19 protein-coding genes and 1 tRNA gene are annotated in these 19,241 nt (G+C 55.4%); 8 read left to right on the top strand and 12 right to left on the bottom strand.

Annotated elements, in window-relative coordinates:
• Nucleotides 1-129 precede the first annotated feature (129 nt).
• Nucleotides 130-2,142, top strand: coding sequence for a bifunctional tRNA (5-methylaminomethyl-2-thiouridine)(34)-methyltransferase MnmD/FAD-dependent 5-carboxymethylaminomethyl-2-thiouridine(34) oxidoreductase MnmC (gene mnmC, locus P0H77_RS15120; protein ID WP_276157657.1), 2,013 nt, complete (start codon nt 130-132; stop codon nt 2,140-2,142).
• A 139-nt stretch (nt 2,143-2,281) separates the two neighbouring features.
• Here the strand turns inward: mnmC and P0H77_RS15125 are convergent, their stop codons facing one another.
• The 6 genes from P0H77_RS15125 to prmB are packed head-to-tail and all read right to left on the bottom strand — an operon-like array spanning nt 2,282 to nt 6,825.
• Nucleotides 2,282-2,560 (bottom strand): YfcL family protein, encoded by a 279-nt coding sequence (locus P0H77_RS15125; RefSeq protein WP_276157658.1) that lies wholly within the window; start codon nt 2,558-2,560, stop codon nt 2,282-2,284.
• Between the two features lie 25 nt (nt 2,561-2,585).
• A complete protein-coding gene (locus P0H77_RS15130) occupies nt 2,586-3,131 on the bottom strand; it encodes an elongation factor P hydroxylase (protein ID WP_276157659.1) in 546 nt (181 codons plus the stop codon).
• Nucleotides 3,131-3,940, bottom strand: coding sequence for a sulfite exporter TauE/SafE family protein (locus tag P0H77_RS15135; protein ID WP_176920298.1), 810 nt, complete (start codon nt 3,938-3,940; stop codon nt 3,131-3,133). Before P0H77_RS15135 ends, P0H77_RS15130 begins: the two co-directional genes overlap by 1 nt.
• Nucleotides 3,941-4,765, bottom strand: coding sequence for a penicillin-insensitive murein endopeptidase (gene mepA / locus P0H77_RS15140; protein WP_276157660.1), 825 nt, complete (start codon nt 4,763-4,765; stop codon nt 3,941-3,943).
• 2 nt (nt 4,766-4,767) lie between these two features.
• Entirely contained in the window at nt 4,768-5,853 is a 1,086-nt protein-coding gene (aroC, locus tag P0H77_RS15145; RefSeq protein WP_276157661.1) for a chorismate synthase, read from the bottom strand.
• A 39-nt stretch (nt 5,854-5,892) separates the two neighbouring features.
• Nucleotides 5,893-6,825 carry a 50S ribosomal protein L3 N(5)-glutamine methyltransferase gene (gene prmB, locus P0H77_RS15150; protein WP_276157662.1) on the bottom strand — a complete coding sequence of 311 codons (933 nt, stop codon included), beginning with the start codon at nt 6,823-6,825 and terminating at the stop codon, nt 5,893-5,895.
• A gap of 166 nt (nt 6,826-6,991) precedes the next feature.
• Here prmB and smrB point away from each other — a divergent pair, with 166 nt between their 5' ends.
• Complete coding sequence (gene smrB / locus P0H77_RS15155; RefSeq protein WP_276157663.1) at nt 6,992-7,543, top strand: endonuclease SmrB; 552 nt, start codon at nt 6,992-6,994, stop codon at nt 7,541-7,543.
• Nucleotides 7,544-7,580: 37 nt separating this feature from the next.
• Here smrB and sixA read toward each other — a convergent pair whose 3' ends face one another.
• From sixA to P0H77_RS15175, 4 genes are all read right to left on the bottom strand, one after another.
• Nucleotides 7,581-8,066 (bottom strand): phosphohistidine phosphatase SixA, encoded by a 486-nt coding sequence (sixA, locus tag P0H77_RS15160; RefSeq protein WP_276157664.1) that lies wholly within the window; start codon nt 8,064-8,066, stop codon nt 7,581-7,583.
• Between the two features lie 189 nt (nt 8,067-8,255).
• Nucleotides 8,256-10,421: a fatty acid oxidation complex subunit alpha FadJ gene (gene fadJ, locus P0H77_RS15165; protein ID WP_276157665.1), complete on the bottom strand. Its 2,166-nt coding sequence runs from the start codon at nt 10,419-10,421 to the stop codon at nt 8,256-8,258.
• Nucleotides 10,421-11,731 (bottom strand): acetyl-CoA C-acyltransferase FadI, encoded by a 1,311-nt coding sequence (gene fadI, locus P0H77_RS15170; RefSeq protein ID WP_276157666.1) that lies wholly within the window; start codon nt 11,729-11,731, stop codon nt 10,421-10,423. The genes fadJ and fadI overlap by 1 nt, the downstream gene beginning before the upstream one ends.
• Nucleotides 11,732-11,891: 160 nt before the next feature.
• Nucleotides 11,892-12,176 carry a YfcZ/YiiS family protein gene (locus P0H77_RS15175; RefSeq protein ID WP_276157667.1) on the bottom strand — a complete coding sequence of 95 codons (285 nt, stop codon included), beginning with the start codon at nt 12,174-12,176 and terminating at the stop codon, nt 11,892-11,894.
• 361 nt (nt 12,177-12,537) lie between these two features.
• On the opposite strand from P0H77_RS15175, the gene fadL reads away from it, so the two are divergent.
• A complete protein-coding gene (fadL, locus tag P0H77_RS15180; protein ID WP_276157668.1) occupies nt 12,538-13,899 on the top strand; it encodes a long-chain fatty acid transporter FadL in 1,362 nt (453 codons plus the stop codon).
• A 31-nt stretch (nt 13,900-13,930) separates the two neighbouring features.
• Here the strand turns inward: fadL and P0H77_RS15185 are convergent, their stop codons facing one another.
• Entirely contained in the window at nt 13,931-14,335 is a 405-nt protein-coding gene (locus tag P0H77_RS15185) for a MarR family transcriptional regulator (RefSeq protein WP_276157669.1), read from the bottom strand.
• A gap of 206 nt (nt 14,336-14,541) precedes the next feature.
• On the opposite strand from P0H77_RS15185, the gene P0H77_RS15190 reads away from it, so the two are divergent.
• Both P0H77_RS15190 and P0H77_RS15195 read left to right on the top strand, forming a co-directional pair.
• Nucleotides 14,542-15,969 (top strand): non-oxidative hydroxyarylic acid decarboxylases subunit C, encoded by a 1,428-nt coding sequence (locus P0H77_RS15190; protein WP_276157670.1) that lies wholly within the window; start codon nt 14,542-14,544, stop codon nt 15,967-15,969.
• A 10-nt stretch (nt 15,970-15,979) separates the two neighbouring features.
• Nucleotides 15,980-16,216, top strand: a complete 237-nt coding sequence (locus P0H77_RS15195; RefSeq protein WP_276165149.1) for a non-oxidative hydroxyarylic acid decarboxylases subunit D — start codon at nt 15,980-15,982, stop codon at nt 16,214-16,216.
• Nucleotides 16,217-16,254: 38 nt separating this feature from the next.
• On the opposite strand, the gene mlaA is transcribed toward P0H77_RS15195, so the two are convergent.
• A complete protein-coding gene (gene mlaA / locus P0H77_RS15200; protein WP_276157671.1) occupies nt 16,255-17,007 on the bottom strand; it encodes a phospholipid-binding lipoprotein MlaA in 753 nt (250 codons plus the stop codon).
• A gap of 311 nt (nt 17,008-17,318) precedes the next feature.
• Between mlaA and P0H77_RS15205 the strand changes: the two genes are divergently transcribed.
• The 3 genes from P0H77_RS15205 to P0H77_RS15215 all read left to right on the top strand — a co-directional run bounded on the left by P0H77_RS15205 (nt 17,319) and on the right by P0H77_RS15215 (nt 19,241).
• On the top strand, nt 17,319-18,248 hold the full coding sequence (locus tag P0H77_RS15205) for a formate/nitrite transporter family protein (protein ID WP_276157672.1): 930 nt from the start codon (nt 17,319-17,321) through the stop codon (nt 18,246-18,248).
• A gap of 75 nt (nt 18,249-18,323) precedes the next feature.
• Nucleotides 18,324-18,398: transfer RNA gene (locus tag P0H77_RS15210), tRNA-Arg, on the top strand.
• A gap of 186 nt (nt 18,399-18,584) precedes the next feature.
• The gene (locus P0H77_RS15215) at nt 18,585-19,241 is read left to right on the top strand and encodes a nucleoside recognition domain-containing protein (protein ID WP_276157673.1); all 657 of its coding nucleotides are present in this window, start codon (nt 18,585-18,587) and stop codon (nt 19,239-19,241) included.

Here is a 19,241-nt window from a genome sequence, read left to right on the forward strand (position 1 = left end):
AGATTCGAGTCGCACAATAGCGTACACTTGTACGCCGAACAAGTCCGATCAGCCAAATTATGTTGAAATTTGCTCCGGCCCGCACACATCGCTAAGATCGTGCTACTACCTGTCAGACGAGTAACTTACGTGAAACATAACGCCATACAACCCGCCAACCTTGAATTCAACAGTGAGGGTACACCTGTTTCTCGAGATTTTGATGATGTCTATTTCTCAAACGATAACGGGCTGGAGGAGACGCGTTACGTTTTTCTTGAGGGCAATCAGTTACAGGAACGTTTTATCACCCATCCCCGGCCCTGTTTTGTGGTCGCAGAAAGTGGATTTGGAACCGGGCTGAATTTTTTAACGTTGTGGCAGGCGTTTACCGCCTTTCGCAACGCACACCCTGAGGCATCCCTGCAACGGCTGCATTTTATTAGTTTCGAGAAATTCCCTTTGCGGGCAGAAGATCTGCGGCTTGCGCACCAGCACTGGCCGGAACTGGCTGACTGGGCGCAGCAGCTTCAGGCGCAGTGGCCGTTGCCGTTTGCCGGATGCCACCGTTTGCTTCTGGCGGAAGGTCAGGTCACGCTTGATCTGTGGTTTGGCGATATTAATGCACTCACCGATCGGCTGGATGACTCCCTTCAGCAGAGCGTTGATGCCTGGTTTCTCGATGGCTTTGCCCCGGCGAAGAACCCGGATATGTGGACGCCACAACTGTTTGCCGCTATGGCGCGGCTTGCCCGTCCGGGGGGGACGCTGGCCACCTTCACCTCTGCGGGTTTTGTCCGTCGGGGATTGCAGGAAGCCGGTTTTACCATGCGCAAACGTAAAGGGTTTGGTCGCAAGCGTGAGATGCTGACGGGCGTGATGGAGCAGATGCCTGCGCCTCTCGCTCACGCGCCGTGGTTCGCCCGCACGGCAGCGACCGCGCGTGAGGCGGCCATCATCGGCGGAGGCATCGCCAGTGCGTTACTGGCGCTGGCGCTTTTGCGTCGCGGCTGGCAGGTGACGCTTTATTGTGAGGATGCTCTGCCCGCACAGGGCGCCTCCGGAAACCGTCAGGGAGCGCTTTATCCGTTGCTCAGCGCTCACGATCCGGCGCTGGCACGTTTCTTTCCGGCTGCCTTCACTTTCGCCCGTCGTCTTTACGATGCCCTGCCCGTCGAGTTCGCTCATGACTGGTGCGGCGTGACCCAGACAGGCTGGGACGCCAGAAGCCAGCAGAAGATAGAACGGCTGCTGGAAATGGCCCTGCCACCCGAAATTGCCGTCGCCGTTGACGCCCGGCAAATAGCACAGACAACGGGCGTTGCCACTGGCTGCGACGGTGTGCAGTACCCGCTCGGCGGCTGGCTGTGCCCGGCACAGCTTACGACGGCCGCGCTGGCGCTGGCAACCCGTCAGGGTTTACGTACCGTCTGGCAAAAGCAGCTGGTTACTCTGGAAAAGGCGGACAGCTGCTGGCAGTTAACCTTTGCCGATGGCGAGGTGCTGCAGCATAAGGTCGTAGTGCTGGCAAACGGGCATAAAATCACCCGTTTCCCCCAGACGACGATGCTTCCGCTGTATGCCGTCGGGGGACAGGTGAGCCATATTCCGACCACGCCCTTGCTCTCCCGGCTGCGTCAGGTGCTGTGCTACGACGGCTATCTGACGCCGCAGGATCCTGATAATCAACAGCACTGTATCGGGGCCAGCTACCATCGCGGGCAGGATGCTATTCAGTATACGCACGCCGATCAGCAGCATAACCGTCAGCGGCTGATTGACTGCTTCCCTGATGCACCTTGGGCGCAGGACGTGGATGTGAGCGCAGGCCAGGCCCGTTGCGGCGTGCGTAGCGCCACCCGCGATCATCTGCCGATGCTCGGTAACGTGCCGGACTACGAGGCCACGCTTAGCGCCTATGCCGGGCTGGCGGAGAGCAAAGAAAACGCGGCCAGCGCGCCGGTTTACGCGGATCTGTTTATGCTGGGCGCGCTCGGCTCACGCGGTCTGTGCAGCGCCCCGCTGGCGGCGGAGGTGCTGGCATCACAGATGAGCGATGAACCCTTGCCGCTGGATGCGGAAACGCTGGCAGCGCTGAACCCTAACCGGTTGTGGGTGAGGAAACTGTTAAAGGGGAAAAAGGTGAAAACGGCGGTGGATTGACGGCCGCTCCCTCCGTGGATGCCCGGCGGCGCTGCGCTTGCACGGGCCAACAAGTAATGCTATAGCGTTGATATTGTAGGGTTTCGTAGGCCGGGCAAGGCGAAGCCGCCACCCGGCATCATGTGCACAGCGCCAGCCGTTATTTAAACTTCGCCTGCTGGTATAACGTATCCCACATCCCCAGCACCAGCGACTGATCGCGCGGAGAAAGCTCACCGGCATGAATCGCGGTTTGCAAACTATTGGTCACCTGCGCGTAGACGGCTTCCGGTGAATGGTCATCGCCATTTTCCAGATCCGCCACCGCCAGCGTCAGGTGCCCTCGCAGATAACCGCTGGCAAATAACTCGTCATCACTGGCGTGCTCAACCATATCATCAATTAATGCCAGGATACGTGATTCAAACTCCGCGATCATCTTCTTTCCTCTTGTCTTAACGTGGCTACAGGTCTTCCGGCCACGGGAACTGTTCTGCCGTCAGCGACGGCGTATGATAATACTGTTGTAATGCCTGAATAAAACGGGCCGGACGTTCCGGGATCCCCTGTTCAAGGTAAGCCATTACCTGTGCATGTACGCGACGCTGGAAAACAATGCGGTCTGGTTCGAATTCGCCTTCCAGGTTGTCGCAACTGACATTAAAGGGATAGCCTGCCGCCACGCAGAACAGCCAGTCAAAGGCCTGCGGTTTGACTTCCACATCCTCAAACTTACTCTGCGTGGCCGCATCGCGACCGTCCGGGCAGTACCAGTAACCGAAATCGACCCACTCACGGCGCGCTTTGCCGGCGATGCACCAGTGAGAAATCTCATGCAGCGCGCTGGCGTAGTAGCCGTGAGCGAAGACGATGCGGTGATACGGCACGCTGTCGTCAGCAGGAAGATAGATCGGTTCGTCGTCGCCTTTAATCAGACGGGTATTAAAATCATCGGCAAAGCAGCCGTTAAATATCTCAATCAACTGTTCGTAGTTATGCGTACTGTTCATTAGTTCATCCCCAACCAGTGGAGGATCTCCTGTCCGTGGCTGTCATACAGTAATTTGGCGCTCATCACCGCAGAAACAATGACAATCATCGGGCGAATCAATGTCTGTCCTTTACTGAGCACCAGTCTTGAGCCCATGCGGGCACCGATAAATTGTCCAATCAGCATCACAAAGCCCGTTGCCCAGATGACTTTGCCGCCGAGAATAAACAGGAGCAGGCCACCCACATTGGACGTGGCATTAAGCACTTTGGCGTGAGCGGTGGATTTGGCGAGGTTATATCCGCACAGCGTGACAAACGCCAGCGCATAGAACGATCCTGCTCCGGGGCCAAAAAAACCATCGTAGAAGCCCACGCAGCCGCCCGCGACCAGTGCAAACGGTAAACCGTACAGTCGACGCTGGCGATCGTCTTCTCCTAATTTCGGCATCAGTAAAAAATAAAGACCGATGCAGATCACCAGAATCGGCAGGATTTGACGCAGTAAATCGGCTTTAACAAATTGCACCAGCAGCGCGCCGCTGGTCGACCCGATAAAGGTCATCAGAATATTTAATTTCTGCTCGCCCAGATTTACCACCTTACGGCGAATAAAGTAGAGCGAAGCAGAGAGCGAACCGCCGCAGGCCTGGAGCTTATTGGTCGCCAGCGCCTGTGCAGGGGACATACCTGCCGCCAGCAGCGCGGGCACCGTCAGTAGCCCCCCGCCACCGGCCAGCGAGTCGATAAATCCGGCCAGCAGGGCGACAAAAAACATAACCGCCAGCATCAGCGGCGACATCATAAACAGTTGGCTAAACGTATCCATTTACAGTACATGCTCATCCAGTAGCGCCTGACAGGAAGGATGCAGCGGAGGCGGCGTCTTCTTCGCAGGTGGGGTTGTTCCAGGTTTTGCTGGCTCAAACCAGCTTTGCAGTTCGGCTCCGCAGCCATCGCCCGGCGGCGGCGGTGCCTGATCCTGACATTCCAGACTGTCGGCCGGGCAGCGCAGCCGCACGTGCATATGCGCGCGATGCTGGAACCACGGACGAACCTTATTCAGCCAGTCGCGGTCGGTGCCGGCATCCAGGCAAAGCTGCTGTTTGATGGCCGGATTGACAAAAATGCGTGTCACTTCGGTATCCTGCGCCGCCAGCTTGATCAGGTTGCTGATGTCCGGCTGCCACAGCGATGAGACCACATGTTTACCGTCGCGGGAAACCAGATCCAGCGCCTGCGGCTTGAGAAGCTGCGCCGAAGTCCAGCGCGTTTTCGGCAGCTGCAGAAAGATATCAACATCCAGACCCGACTGATGGCTGGCGTGGCCGCCGTTAAAGCGCCCGCCTGCCGGCATCCCCATATCGCCAATCAGCACCGTTCCCATGCCCAGATTATGCACCCGGCTGGTCAGACGCTGAATAAACAGCAGCAGGTCCGGATGGCCGAAGTAGCGACGCTGATCGGTGCGCATTACTTGATAATCGTCAGATTCAAGCGGTAGCGCCCGGGCACCGACGATGCAGCCGTTAGCAAACGCGCCAATCGACTGCGGACTACCGGGGATCGGTTGGGTAATTTTCTGCCACGGTGTTGCCGCCGGGGCTGCGGCGCTGGCGACCAGCGCCAGCAGTGCAAGAAGCGCTTTTTTCATGGTTACCAGCGTGGAAGCGTTGTCGTGACGTCAGCGTTTTGCGCGCGCTGGCGCATCAGATGATCCATCAGCACAATCGCCAGCATCGCTTCGGCAATCGGCACGGCACGAATGCCGACGCACGGATCGTGACGGCCTTTGGTGATCATTTCCACTTCTTCGCCGCTGCGGTTAAGGGTGCGTCCCGGCACGGTAATACTGGAGGTAGGCTTGAGCGCGATGTTGGCAATAATCTGCTGACCGCTGCTAATGCCGCCGAGAATACCGCCTGCATGATTGCTCTCAAAGCCCGCTTTGCCGATCTCGTCGCGATTCTGGCTACCACGCAGGGCCACCACCGCAAAACCATCGCCGATTTCGACCCCTTTGACCGCATTGATACTCATCAGCGCATGAGCAATGTCAGCATCCAGGCGATCGAATACCGGCTCGCCCAGGCCCGGCGGCACGCCATCCGCGATAACAGTGACTTTTGCACCGATGGAGTCGCCCTCTTTCTTCAGGCCGCGCATCAGTTCGTCCAGCGCCTCGATTTTATCCGCATCTGCACAGAAGAACGGATTCTGCTCAACCTGATCCCAGTCTTTGATCGCCAGCGGAATATCGCCCATCTGGGTCAGACAGCCGCGAATAACGATGCCAAACTTCTGCGCCAGGTATTTTTTGGCGATCGCGCCTGCCGCCACGCGCATGGCGGTTTCACGGGCGGAAGAGCGTCCACCGCCGCGATAGTCGCGCAGGCCGTACTTTTGCTCATAGGTATAGTCGGCATGACCCGGACGGAACAAATCTTTGATGGCACCGTAATCCTGCGAGCGCTGATCGGTATTTTCGATCAGCAGACCGATACTGGTCCCTGTCGTGACCCCCTCAAAAACGCCGGACAGAATTTTGACCTGATCCGGTTCGCGGCGCTGGGTGGTGTAGCGCGAGGTACCCGGACGTCGGCGGTCGAGGTCATGTTGCAGATCGGCTTCGGTCAGCGGAATGCCCGGGGGCACGCCGTCCACGATGCAGCCAAGCGCCAGACCGTGAGATTCACCGAAAGTGGTTACGCGAAAAAGTTGTCCAATACTGTTTCCTGCCATCACGGCTCCGTTATCGTTGTTGTGTTGTTGAGCGCCAGATTAGTCTTTGTAGATGCTGAAATATTCGCGTGCCGCCACCAGCTGCGCTTTGGTCAACATAAAGACGCCGTCACCGCCGTTATCAAACTCCAGCCAGGTGAACGGCACATCCGGGTATTGTTCCATCAGATGTACCATGCTGTTACCCACTTCACAAATCAGAATGCCGTCATCCGTGAGATAGTCCGGCGCGCAGGCGAGGATGCGGCGCGTCAACTTCAGACCATCGCTGCCGGAGGCAAGGCCCAGTTCCGGTTCGTGGCGATACTCATTCGGCAGGTCGGACATATCTTCCGCATCTACGTACGGCGGATTGGTGACGATCAGATCGTACTGCAACGTCGGCAGGTCGCGGAACAGATCGGAACGGATCGGCGTGACCTGATTGATCAGACCATGTTCTTCAATATTGTGCTCGGCCACCGCCAGCGCTTCCGGCGAAATATCAACCGCATCCACTTCGGCCTCCGGGAAGGCGTAAGCACAAGCGACAGCGATGCAGCTGCTGCCGGTACACATATCCAGAATGTGCTGTGGCGCATGGCCGAGCAGCCCGGCAAAGCGGTTGTTAATCAGTTCACCGATGGGCGAACGCGGCACCAGCACGCGCTCGTCGACGTAGAATTCGTGGCCGCAGAACCACGCTTTATTGGTGAGATAGGCGACCGGAATGCGCTCGTTGACGCGGCGGATCACCCGCTCCACGATGCGGTGTTTTTCGCTGGAGGTCAGGCGCGCGCTGCGCATATCTTCCGGAATATCCAGCGGTAGCCAGAGCGTCGGCAGGACCAGCTGCACCGCTTCGTCCCACGGATTATCGGTGCCGTGACCGTACCAGATATTTGCCGCGCTGAAGCGGCTAACCGACCAGCGCAGCATGTCCTGAATGGTTTGCAGCTCGTTTACCGCTTCATCAACAAAAATTTTATCCATCGTGCTCTCCAGGGCATGCTCGCATTAAATTCGGCGGCTAGTTTGCCACGAAGACGGTGATAAATCAGCATTCACGCGTTGTCGAAACGGGGAAAAAATGCGTTTTCGCTGAACAGGCCGCCCCGGAGTCGGGTAAACTACCCGAAAGTATTGACGAGACTGTGAAATGAAAAAGAAAGAACCATTGACCGGGGAGGATAAGGCGCTGTTCCGTCAGCTGATGACCGGCACGCGTCAGATTAAGCAGGACACCATTGTTCATCGCCCCATCCGTAAAAAAATCACCGAAGTGCCGGTAAAGCGGCTGATTCAGGAGCAGGCCGACGCCAGCCATTTCTTTTCCGATGAGTTTCAGCCGCTGCTGAATACCAACGGGCCGGTGAAATACGTGCGCGAGGATGTCAGCCATTTTGAGCTGAAAAAACTGCGGCGCGGAGATTATTCGCCGGAACTGTTTTTGGATCTGCACGGATTAACTCAGCTTCAGGCCAAGCAGGAGCTGGGCGCGCTGATTGCCGCCTGCCGCCGCGAGCATGTTTTTTGCGCCTGCGTTATGCACGGCCACGGCAAACATATTCTTAAACAGCAAACACCGCTGTGGCTGGCCCAGCATCCACATGTAATGGCCTTTCATCAGGCGTCAAAAGAGTACGGCGGAGATGCCGCATTGCTGGTTCTGATTGAAGTGGAAGAGTGGCAGCCACCGGAGCTGCCATAGAGATCTGGCGGGTTGCATCAATGCTCCCCGCCGCGAATCAAATCGCTTTTTGCATCTTCAGATTGCAGGGATTCATCTGCCAGTTGAAGGTGCCTTTCCCGCCTGCATCCAAAGTGACGCTGGCTATTGCCGAGGTGGAGAACATCGGCGGCGTTTCACCAGGGCAGAGTTCAGCCACCAGATAGCCGACCAGCGGCAGGTGAGAGACCACCAGTACCGACGTTACGCCTTCATCGGCCAGCATCTGAAGATATGCATGTACCTGAGCGACATCGCCGCCGGGCGTAAGCTCGGGCAGCACGTCAACTTTTGCAGGCAGGTGCATACACTCCCCTACCACATCCAGCGTTTGTTCAGCGCGTAAATACGGGCTGACCAGAACGCGTTCAATATCCACTTTTTGACCTTTCAGCCAGGTTGCCATCAGACGGGATTCATCACAACCACAGTGGGTTAATGGACGAGCCGAGTCGCTGGCAGCCTCGAGAGCTGCGTCGCCGTGACGCATGATAAAAACTTGCATATTGCACCGCTTTTGTTAACCAGAAGCACCCTGGTTTCCCGCAGAGGACATCATATTCATACAGAAAACCGGATGGCCGGGCATTGTGCCTTATCCGTTTGCTCAATGAAACGCTGTGTTTTACCTTAATGGTGTAAGTATAGTCAATCAGTGTTTACAAAATAACCCGATGACCTCTTTACAGCGCTATCACTCTCTTATTTGACCCTCAAATTGCGGGTCAGTTTCTTTTCGCGACCAAAAGGCCTGTCGTTGCTCCGCCATGCGTAATAAGGCATCGCAAGGGGTAAACCGTGGACCATACTGGGCAGCAAGACGTTGCAGAACCGCAACAACTTCATTTGCGCCCAGCGTATCCATATAGCGCAACGGCCCTCCCAAAAATGGGGGGAAACCAATGCCAAAAACGGCACCGATATCACCATCGCGCGCACTGCGGATAATACCCTCCGCATAGCACCGTGCCGCCTCATTTAGCATCATCATGACGCATCTTTCACTCATTTGTTGGGGTGAGAGTGCGCTGCTCTGCCCGGTGGCCCCAATCAGCGGGTAAATCGCCGGATCGGGCTGCTTTTTGCTTTTACGCCCTTTTAGCGAGTAAAGATAGAAACCACGACCATTTTTTCTGCCTTTGCGATCGTCGTTCAAAATTGCGCTAATAATGTTTGCCGGCGGGCTAAAACGTTCTCCGTATGCTGCCTCCAGCACCGGAATAATCTTCGTTCCGGTATCAATACCGACCTCATCAAGTAGCTGGACAGGGCCGACCGGGAAGCCAAATTTGACCAGCGCGCGATCAACCTGGTCGATTTTCGCGCCTTCCGTCAGCATGCGCATCGCTTCGTTGATATAGGGCGCGAGAATGCGGTTAACATAAAATCCGGCTTTATCGGCCACTACGATCGGCGTTTTACCCTGTTTTTTCGCCAGCTTCACGGTGGTGGCAATAGTTTGTGGCGAGGTGGTCGCATGGGGGATCACCTCCACCAGCGGCATTTTTTCTACCGGGCTGAAAAAGTGCAGGCCGATGACCTGCTCCGGACGCGCAGCCTGTGCGGCAATATCGCTGATAGGCAACGAGGACGTATTAGAAGCAAAAATGGTCGTCGGCGCGCAGTGGGCTTCAACCTCCGCCACCATCTGCTGTTTCAGCGCCAGATCTTCAAATACCGCTTCAATCACCACATCGCGATGGCGAAAGCCGTGATACGTCGTCGAGCCAGAAATTAACGCCATCTGGCTATTACGCTCAGCGGGTTTGAGATGGCGACGACGGACTTTAGTATCCAGCAATTCCCAGCTGTATTTCAGCGCATGGTTAATACCCTGCGGCTTGATGTCTTTGATCCGCACCGGCAGTTTGCCTTTGCTGGCGGTGACATAAGCAATACCCCCGCCCATTAACCCTCCTCCAAGCACGCCAACTGAGCGCAGCGGCCCTGCTGACGCCTGCGCGCCCGGATCTTTTTTGACCTCGGTGCTGGCAAAGAAAATCGCCCGCAGCGCGCTTGATTGCGGCGTCATCGCCAGTTCACCAAAGGCGCGCGCTTCGGCGTCATAGCCGCTGCTGCTGCCCTGACTTAATCCGGTTTCAATGACCTGTAAAATACGGTCAGTTGCCGGATAGTTGCCCTGCGTTTTATGCGCGGTTTTTTTGCCCACCACACGGAACAGCACGTTACGGCCTAAAGGCCCGGCCAGAATACGCTCGCGCACCGGCAGGCGGCGGGACGGACGCCCTTTTTTGGCCAATTCTATGGCGGCATCCAGCAATATGGAGGCAGGCACCACTTCATCGACAAGGCCCACTTTTAACGCCTGCCGCGCTCTGAGTTGTTTCCCCGTCAGGATCATCTCCAGCGCGGTACTGACGCCAATCAGCCTCGGCAGACGCTGAGTTCCGCCGGAGCCGGGCAGCAGCCCAAGCTGCATTTCCGGCAGGCCAAGCACGGTTTTAGGATCGTCAGTGCAAACCCGCGCATGGCAGGCCAGCGCCAGTTCCAGACCGCCGCCCAGGCAGGCTCCGTTAATGGCGGCCACGACCGGGATGGGCAACGCGTGGATGTCCGCCATGATTTGCTGCCCCTGACGCGCCAGCGTTTCCGCCTCCTGCGCCGTCTTGCAGTTGCCGATCATATTGATATCGGCACCGGCAATGAAGTTATCCTCTTTCGCGGAGATGAAGACCACGCCGTTCAGGGCTTTGTTCTCGCGGATTTGCCTGAGAATAGCGCGCACCTGATGACCAAATTCCGCCTTCAGGGTATTCATTTTTTCACCGGGCACGTCGATGGTAATCACCGCAATATTGTCCGCGCGCACGCTGAGAGTAAACGCTGATGTCGTCTCCATTATTCGGCCTCCAGAACCATTGCCGCGCCAAGACCACCTGCCGCGCAGGCGGTCACTAAACCAAAACCGCCACCGCGACGACGAAGTTCGTGCAGCGTCTGGGTGATCATCCGCGCCCCGGTAGCCGCGAAAGGATGACCGTAGGCGATCGATCCCCCAAGCACGTTAAACTTACTGTCATCGACTTCCCCCGCGGCCTGAGTTCGTCCCAGCACCTCGCGGGCAAAGCGGTCGCTGGCAAGCATCTTCAGGTTGGTTAAGGTCTGTGAAGCAAACGCTTCATGCATATCGAACAGGGTTAAATCGGCGAGCGTTAAGCCTGCGCGATCCAGCGCCAGCGGCGTGGCCCATGCCGGGCCGAGCAGCATATCCTGCCAGACATCGATGGCGGTAAAGGCGTAACTGCGCAGGTAGCCAAGCGGCACCAGCCCCAGCTCCCTGGCGCGTGATTCGGTCATCAGGATCACTGCTGCGGCACCGTCGGTCAGCGGCGTACTGTTCGCCGCCGTTACCGTCCCTTGCTTACGGTCGAACGCCGGGCGCAGTTTGGCATAGTCAGCCAGCGAGGAGTTGGTGCGCACGTTATTATCGCGCTCAACCGGGTCGCGGTAAGGCGGTGCATAAGCCGTCATCACTTCCTCTGCCAGCTTCCCCTCCTCCCACGCGCGGGCGGCAAGCTGGTGGGAACGATGGGCCAGCGCATCCTGTTCTTCACGCGTGATCCCCCAGCTTTTCGCCATTTGTTCCGCTGTATCGCCCATCCGCAAACCGGTCGAATACTCGGCGACCGCAGGCGGCACCGGCAATAAATCACGTAAGCGCAGGCGGGAAAAGAGTTGCAGGCGCTGGCTCAGGGTGCGGGCTTTGTTCGCATCCACCAGCGTACGGGCCAGTTTTTTACTGACGCCAATGGGTAAAACAGAAGAAGAGTCCGCGCCACCGGCGATCCCGGCGCGAATAGTCCCGGCCATCAGGCTTTCCGCCACGTTTGCCACCGCCTGAAAGCTGGTGGCACAGGCGCGGCTGACGCTGTACGCGTCAGTATGCACGCTCATGCCGGTGCCGAGCACGATTTCACGGGCGATATTGGGTGCTTCCGGCATCTGCACTACCTGACCAAAGACCAGTTGTTCGATGATTTCCGCTGGGATCTCGCTGCGGGCCAGCATCTCACCGACCACCATTTTTCCCAGATCGATAGCCGGAACGCCATGAAAGGCGGTTGCCTGGCGGACAAAAGGCGTCCGTAACCCGGAAACAATGGCAATGCGATCGCCCTGACGGGTGACAAGCGGTAATGCCTGACTCATAACGCTCCCCTGTTAACAAAAATAAATTAAGTGGTCTGACCTGAACATAGTCTTAACCATTTTTTTACATTTCGCCAAGAGGAGGTACTGAAAAGTGCGAGCTAAAACACACGGATAGAAAAAGAAAACGCCTCCACAGAGGGAGGCGCTGGAAGGTGGCTTAACGCAGGCCGAGCTGGAAAATGAGCGTTTCGGCTTCACAGGCAAACTGGAAGTCGATATCCAGTTTTACGCCTTCAGTTACATCGGTAAAGTTGGAGGTAATCTGGCATGGCTCAGATTCAACGCCGCGTGCTTTTTCAGTCAGCGCCGCCAGCGTCTCTTCCGCGTCAGCGCGGTTAGCGAATACACGGCTGTAAGATGCGGTACAGTCGGTGTTGTCCATAATGGTACCAACATCCATACAGCAGCAAACCGGGGTTTCATCAGCACTACATTTACTCATTGTAGATTTCCTCTTTCTAAACACCTGAACACTATTGCGTCTATTTTACGCTCTACGACCGGGGGGCTCCAGTCGTTAATTTCCTGTGAGCCGATTAGTGATGAAAATCACATTTAAAAATGATCTAAAACAAAATTCTCCCTTATTAGTGGCGCGCAAAAGGGGCAAATTTGCCAGCGGGATCGCGTTTCTTAGATCATATTCGAAAAAAATTAGAAACATACTTGCAACATACTATCTGGTCAGACCTATACTCTCGTCACTGGTCTGCTTTCTCTGCCGTACAACAGACCCTACACTTCGCAATTCGTTACGCCATGTAACTTTTTTAAATAAAAAATAACTCAATGAGGTTATGGTCATGAGCCAGAAAACCCGGTTCACCAAGTCTGCTCTCGCAGTGGCAGTGGCAATCGTTTCAACCCAGGCCTGGTCAGCAGGCTTCCAGCTAAATGAATTTTCTTCCTCTGGTCTTGGCCGGGCTTATTCAGGCGAAGGTGCTATTGCCGATGACGCCGGTAACGTCAGCCGTAACCCAGCTCTTATTACCATGTTTGATCGCCCCACCTTTTCAGGCGGTGCGGTTTTTGTTGACCCGGATGTGAACGTATCGGGCCGCTCTGTTATTGGCAATGATGCCAGTCAGGATAATATTGCGCCGACTGCATGGGTGCCTAACCTGCACTTTGTAGCCCCGATTAACGATCAATTTGGCTGGGGCGCTTCCGTCACTTCCAACTATGGTCTGGCAACCGAATTTAATGACAGTTTCGCTGCAGGATCGATGGGCGGGACAACCGATCTTGAAACCCTGAACCTTAATTTAAGCGGCGCTTATCGCCTGAGTAATAGCTGGAGCTTCGGCCTCGGTTTTGATGCCGTCTACGCGCGAGCGAAAGTTGAGCGCTACGCGGGCGATCTGCCGCAAATCATCGGTGCAAATATTCCTGCGCTGGTGCGCTCTGGCCAGCTTACGCCGCAGCAGGCAGCCGCTGTTGGCGCACAGGCGGGCGGGATTAGCCGCGATACGCAAATTGCGCATCTGAAAGGCGACGAGTGGGGTTTCGGCTGGAACGCCGGTATTCTGTATGAAGTTGATAAGAATAACCGCTATGCCCTGACCTACCGCTCGGAAATTAAAGTCGACTTTGACGGCGACTATAAAAGCAGCCTCCCGGCAACGCTGAATCCGATTAATGCCGCGCTGGGCCTCGGCCTGCCATACGGTACCGGCGGTTCAACCATTGACGGTTCACTCAGCCTGCATCTGCCTGAAATGTGGGAAGTCTCCGGCTATAACCGCGTTGCACCGAAATGGGCGGTTCACTACAGCCTGGCCTATACCAGCTGGAGCCAGTTCCAGGAGCTGAAAGCGAAAGGTGACGGCGGTAATACCCTGTTCTACAAAGATGAAGGCTTTAAAGACGCCTACCGTATTGCGCTGGGAACGACCTATTATATGGATGATAACTGGACCTTCCGCAGCGGTATCGCCTTTGATGACAGCCCGGTTCCGGCGGATCAGCGCTCGATCTCGATTCCTGACCAGGACCGCCTGTGGCTGAGCGCCGGTACAACTTATGCCTTTAATAAAGATGCGTCGGTGGATGCGGGTGTTTCTTACATGCACGGCCAGCACGTCAAATTTGAAGAAGGTCCATACCAGTTCAAATCTGAAGGTAAGGCCTGGCTGTACGGCGTTAACTTTAACTACGCGTTCTAATTCCCTGCCCGGCGGCATCCGCCGCCGGGTTTTACTCCATCATTTTGCCAATCAAGGCGCTAAATTGCTCGCGCTCCCCGGCACTCAGTTTCGTCAGAAACGCCTCATCGACACCGTCGCCAACGGGCCTGCTTTTCTCCAGCACGCTTTTCCCCTCTTCGGTCAGAAACACAAACCGGCGACGTTTATCTGCAGGATCGGGCTCCCGCCGCACCAGACCACGGCTTTCCATGCGGCTCAGCATTTCCGCCAGCGTGGCTTTGGTACTTACCGCCGCTTCCGTCAGCGCAACCTGTTCAATGCCCTGATGTTCTTCAATAGCACGCATCACGGCATATTGTGGTTTGGTCAGTTCAGGCAAGTCGTGCTGCCAGCGGGCGGTATGTTGCTGAAAGAGCTGGCGTAACAGATGAAATGCTTCATCCCGTAATTTCATGGTTGCTCCCTCGCAAGCGCTTTCTTTTATCATAGCGTTTTAGGTCATCAATAATCACCTTTCTCGGGTTGATTAAACGTGCGCGTCGGGGATCTACATGTTGTCAGCCAGCGAATTCAGGAGTAATTTCCATCAATAAAGTTCGCATACGAACAATATGGATACTCACAGACAGCTCTGCTGAATCTTTCACAGGAGAATAAACAATGGCTTTCGATGACTTACGCAGCTTTTTGCAGGCGCTGGATGACCAGGGGCAACTGCTGAAAATCAGTGAAGAGGTCAATGCCGAGCCGGATCTGGCCGCCGCCGCGAATGCGACGGGCCGTATCGGCGACGGCGCACCTGCACTGTGGTTTGATAATATTCGCGGTTTCACCAGCGCCCGTGTGGCCATGAATACTATCGGCTCCTGGCAGAACCATGCGATTTCGCTGGGATTAGCGATGAACACGCCGGTGAGAAAACAAATCGACGAGTTTATCCGCCGCTGGGACAATTTCCCCGTTGCGCCGGAACGCCGCACAAATCCGCCGTGGGCGGAAAACACCGTTGACGGTGACGCTATCAACCTGTTCGACATTCTGCCGCTGTTCCGCCTCAATGACGGCGACGGCGGTTTCTATCTCGACAAAGCCTGCGTCGTTTCCCGCGATCCGCTCGATCCGGATAATTTTGGCAAGCAGAACGTCGGCATCTACCGTATGGAAGTCAAAGGCAAACGCAAACTTGGCCTGCAACCGATCCCGATGCACGACATTGCGCTGCATCTCCATAAAGCGGAGGAGCGCGGCGAAGATTTGCCGATTGCCATCACCCTTGGTAACGATCCGATCATCACGCTGATGGGCGCGACGCCGCTGAAATACGATCAGTCTGAGTATGAAATGGCCGGAGCGTTACGCGAAAGCCCCTACCCGATTGCGACCGCGCCGCTGACCGGCTTTGACGTGCCGTGGGGTTCGGAGGTGATCCTCGAAGGGGTGATTGAAAGCCGCAAGCGTGAAATTGAAGGGCCGTTCGGCGAATTTACCGGTCACTATTCGGGTGGTCGTAACATGACCGTCGTACGTATTGATAAAGTCTCTTATCGCAACAGGCCGATTTTTGAATCGCTGTATCTGGGGATGCCGTGGACGGAAATCGACTACCTGATGGGGCCAGCTACCTGCGTGCCGTTGTATCAGCAACTGAAAGCCGAGTTCCCGGAAGTGCAGGCGGTTAACGCCATGTACACCCACGGTCTGCTGGCCATTATCTCTACCAAAAAACGCTACGGCGGCTTTGCTCGCGCGGTTGGCCTGCGCGCCATGACCACGCCGCACGGTCTGGGTTACGTGAAAATGGTCATTATGGTCGATGAAGACGTTGACCCGTTCAACTTGCCGCAGGTGATGTGGGCGCTCTCCTCGAAGGTCAACCCGGCGGGGGATTTGGTGCAGCTACCGAACATGTCGGTGCTGGAACTTGACCCCGGTTCCAGTCCGGCGGGGATCACCGACAAATTGATTATCGACGCCACTACTCCGGTTGCGCCGGACAACCGTGGTCACTACAGCCAGCCGGTGCAGGATCTACCTGAAACTAAAGCCTGGGCTGAAAAACTGACCGCTATGCTGGCCAACCGTAAGTAAGGAGGAAATGATGATTTGTCCACGTTGCGCCGATGAACATATTGAAGTAATGGCGATATCGCCGGTAAAAGATATCTGGACGGTATACCAGTGCCAGCACTGCCTGTACACCTGGCGCGATACCGAACCGCTGCGCCGTACCAGCCGCGAGCATTATCCAGAAGCGTTTCGCATGACGCAGAAAGATATTGATGAATCACCGATGGTACCGGGCATTCCGCCCTTGCTGACGGCGGATAAACGCTAACAAAAAGGCCGCAACCAGTCAGGATTGCGGCCTTTCGTTTATTCTGAGTCGATATCCTTCAAATCGCCCTCAATCGCCTTAGCGTTCGGGTTTTCCTGCGGCTTCAGCTCGCCGCCGTTAGCGATAAAGTCATGTCGCTGGAAGTAGGCTTCACGGACCATAATATACGGGTCGGAAGACTGACGCAGCAGACCGTCGGAATCCAGCAGTTGCGCACGGGTTTCGACACCTTCCACCGCCCATTTACCCAATGACAACGGCCATGTCAGCCAGGAGAGTACCGGATAGGTCGTATCCGCCATGTCGCCGACATCTTCACGCAGGGTAAAGCTACCGTAGAAAGGAAGCTGCAAATAAGGGCCATAACCTACGTCATAATGACCGAGCGTACTGCCAAAACGGTGCGGCTCAACACGCTGCAGTTTCGGATTCGCCATACCGGCCACGTCGATAAAGCCCCCCATTCCTAATATCGTGTTCAGGAAGAAGCGGGTGAAATGCACCATCCCCTGATACGGATCGCCTTGCAGGAAATAGTTAACCATCGTCGCCGGCTCCTCAAGGTTGCCGGTGAAATTGCCCAGGCCGGTACGTGCAGGCTGCGGCACATAATCGCGCCACGCCACCGCAACAGGACGCAGAACATACGGGTCCACCACGTTAAAGTTGAAATCGTACATGGTGCGGTTAAATCCTTCGAAAGGATCTGAACGCCCCTGTTGGTCCCCGGAGCTTGCGCAGCCCACCAGTAAAGTAGCGCCCACTGCAAGCGCCGACAGCCGAAAATTCATAGATGTCTCCCTGTAAAATATGGCTATCGCTGTTTGCCATCTGACGGAACGGGTGAAAATCCGCCTCATCGCGTGCAAGTGATTGTATCAGCACGTTTCACGATGTCTACGCACACGGGCAATATGGCTGCGACCTGCATTCAGCATAGCCTGTATTTCGCGGTCTGGTTTCATCAAAGAGTGTAAACATCCGCAGAAACATTCTTAACACTATTTATGCTTTCAGCTCAAAAAAAATCGTCTTATTTCACACCTTCGTTTCTGCGTAAAGCCGCTACGCTTAGAAGATATTTTCGAAGCAGGTGAAACGTATGGACAAATTAGAAGAAGAAAAAGTGGGTAAAGAGGAAGACGAGCACGCGGTAGAGAGCGACGAAAACTCGCAGGGTAAAGACATCGAAGTTGATGAGGACCGCCTTCCCTCCCGTGCGATGGCAATCCACGAACATATTCGCCAGGATGGGGAAAAAGAGCTGGAGCGCGATGCGATGGCCCTGCTGTGGTCAGCCATTGCCGCCGGCCTGTCGATGGGAGCATCTCTGCTTGCCAAAGGCATTTTTCACGTTCAGCTCGAAGGCGTGCCGGGCGGTTTTCTGCTGGAAAACCTGGGCTACACCTTTGGCTTTGTGATTGTCATCATGGCGCGCCAGCAGCTTTTTACGGAAAATACCGTCACGGCGGTGCTGCCGATTATGCAAAGCCCGACGTTGCGTAATATTGGCCTGCTGCTCAGGCTGTGGGGCGTGGTGCTGCTGGGTAACCTGATCGGCACCGGCGTCGCCGCCTGGGCATTTGAATATATGCCGGTGTTTGATGAGCCAACCCGCGATGCGTTTGTAAAAATCGGTATGGACATCATGAAGAACACGCCGTTTGAGATGTTTGCCAACGCCATTATTTCCGGCTGGATTATTGCCACTATGGTATGGATGTTCCCTTCCGCAGGCTCGGCAAAAATCGTGGTGATCATTCTGATGACCTGGCTTATCGCCCTGGCAGATACCACGCACATCGTGGTGGGCACGGTCGAGGTGCTGTATCTGGTGTTTAACGGCACCCTGCACTGGCAGGAGTTTTTCTGGCCTTTCGCCCTGCCGACCCTTGCCGGTAATATCTGCGGCGGCACCTTTATTTTCGCCCTGCTCAGTCACGCGCAAATCCGCAATGACATGAGTAACGCACGTAAAGCGGAAGCAAAGGCACAGGCTAAAGATCGGAAAAAAGAGGCTAAACAAGGCTGACTGGCGACTCTTTGAGCAGTCAGGCGGCAAGATGCTTAACGCAGTAACGAATTACCGTTATACTCTTGCCGCCTTGTCCCCTTAGTTAAATGGATATAACGAGCCCCTCCTAAGGGCTAGTTGCAGGTTCGATTCCTGCAGGGGACACCATCATGTCTTCCTGTTTTTACTTTTTTGAAACAACCACCTGCAAACCCTTACCACCGCTGCCATTACATGTCATCCTTTGCTCAGACCGATCTAAATTTATTCCTATAATGCTCTGTGGCCTCTCGTCTTCCTCGTAAATTTCGTTTTATGTTCATCTGACTATTCACTTTTTGTCAGGAGGACACCATGAAAAATACCTCTCCGGGACAGGAGAAGGTCAGTTGGGTAGGCTATCTGGCTTTTTTTATCACCGTTATCTTCTTTTCAGGTATGTTCGCGAAGAGCACCGAATGGTGGCGAGTATTTGATTTTACGGTCTTAAACGGTTCATTCGGGCAGATTAATGCGGCAGGTGAAAAAGCCCTCTCCTTTCGGGGTACCGGCGGCACCGGCGCAAAAGATGGTTTTCTTTTTGCACTGGAGCTGGCTCCCTCAGTCATTCTCTCGCTTGGCATTATTTCCGTTACTGAAGGGCTGGGCGGATTGCGTGCCGCCCAGCAGCTGATGACCCCCATCCTGCGTCCGCTGCTCGGCATTCCTGGCATCTGTTCTCTGGCGCTGATCGCCAACCTGCAAAATACCGATGCGGCAGCAGGGATGACCAAAGAGATGGCGGAAGAAGGCGTCATCAGCGAGGAGGAAAGAGCCATTTTTGCCATGTATCAGACCAGCGGCAGTGCCATTATTACCAACTATTTTTCTTCCGCCGCTGCGCTGTTTACCACCATTACCGTTCCGGTTATAACGCCACTGGCCGTGATCCTCGTGTTCAAATTTATCGGCGCAAACCTGCTCAGGCTGTGGATTGCCCAGATAGAAAGCCGTCAGGCAAGGAGAGCGTAA

The sequence above is a fragment of the Superficieibacter sp. HKU1 genome, from assembly GCF_029319185.1.
GTDB lineage: Bacteria > Pseudomonadota > Gammaproteobacteria > Enterobacterales > Enterobacteriaceae > Superficieibacter.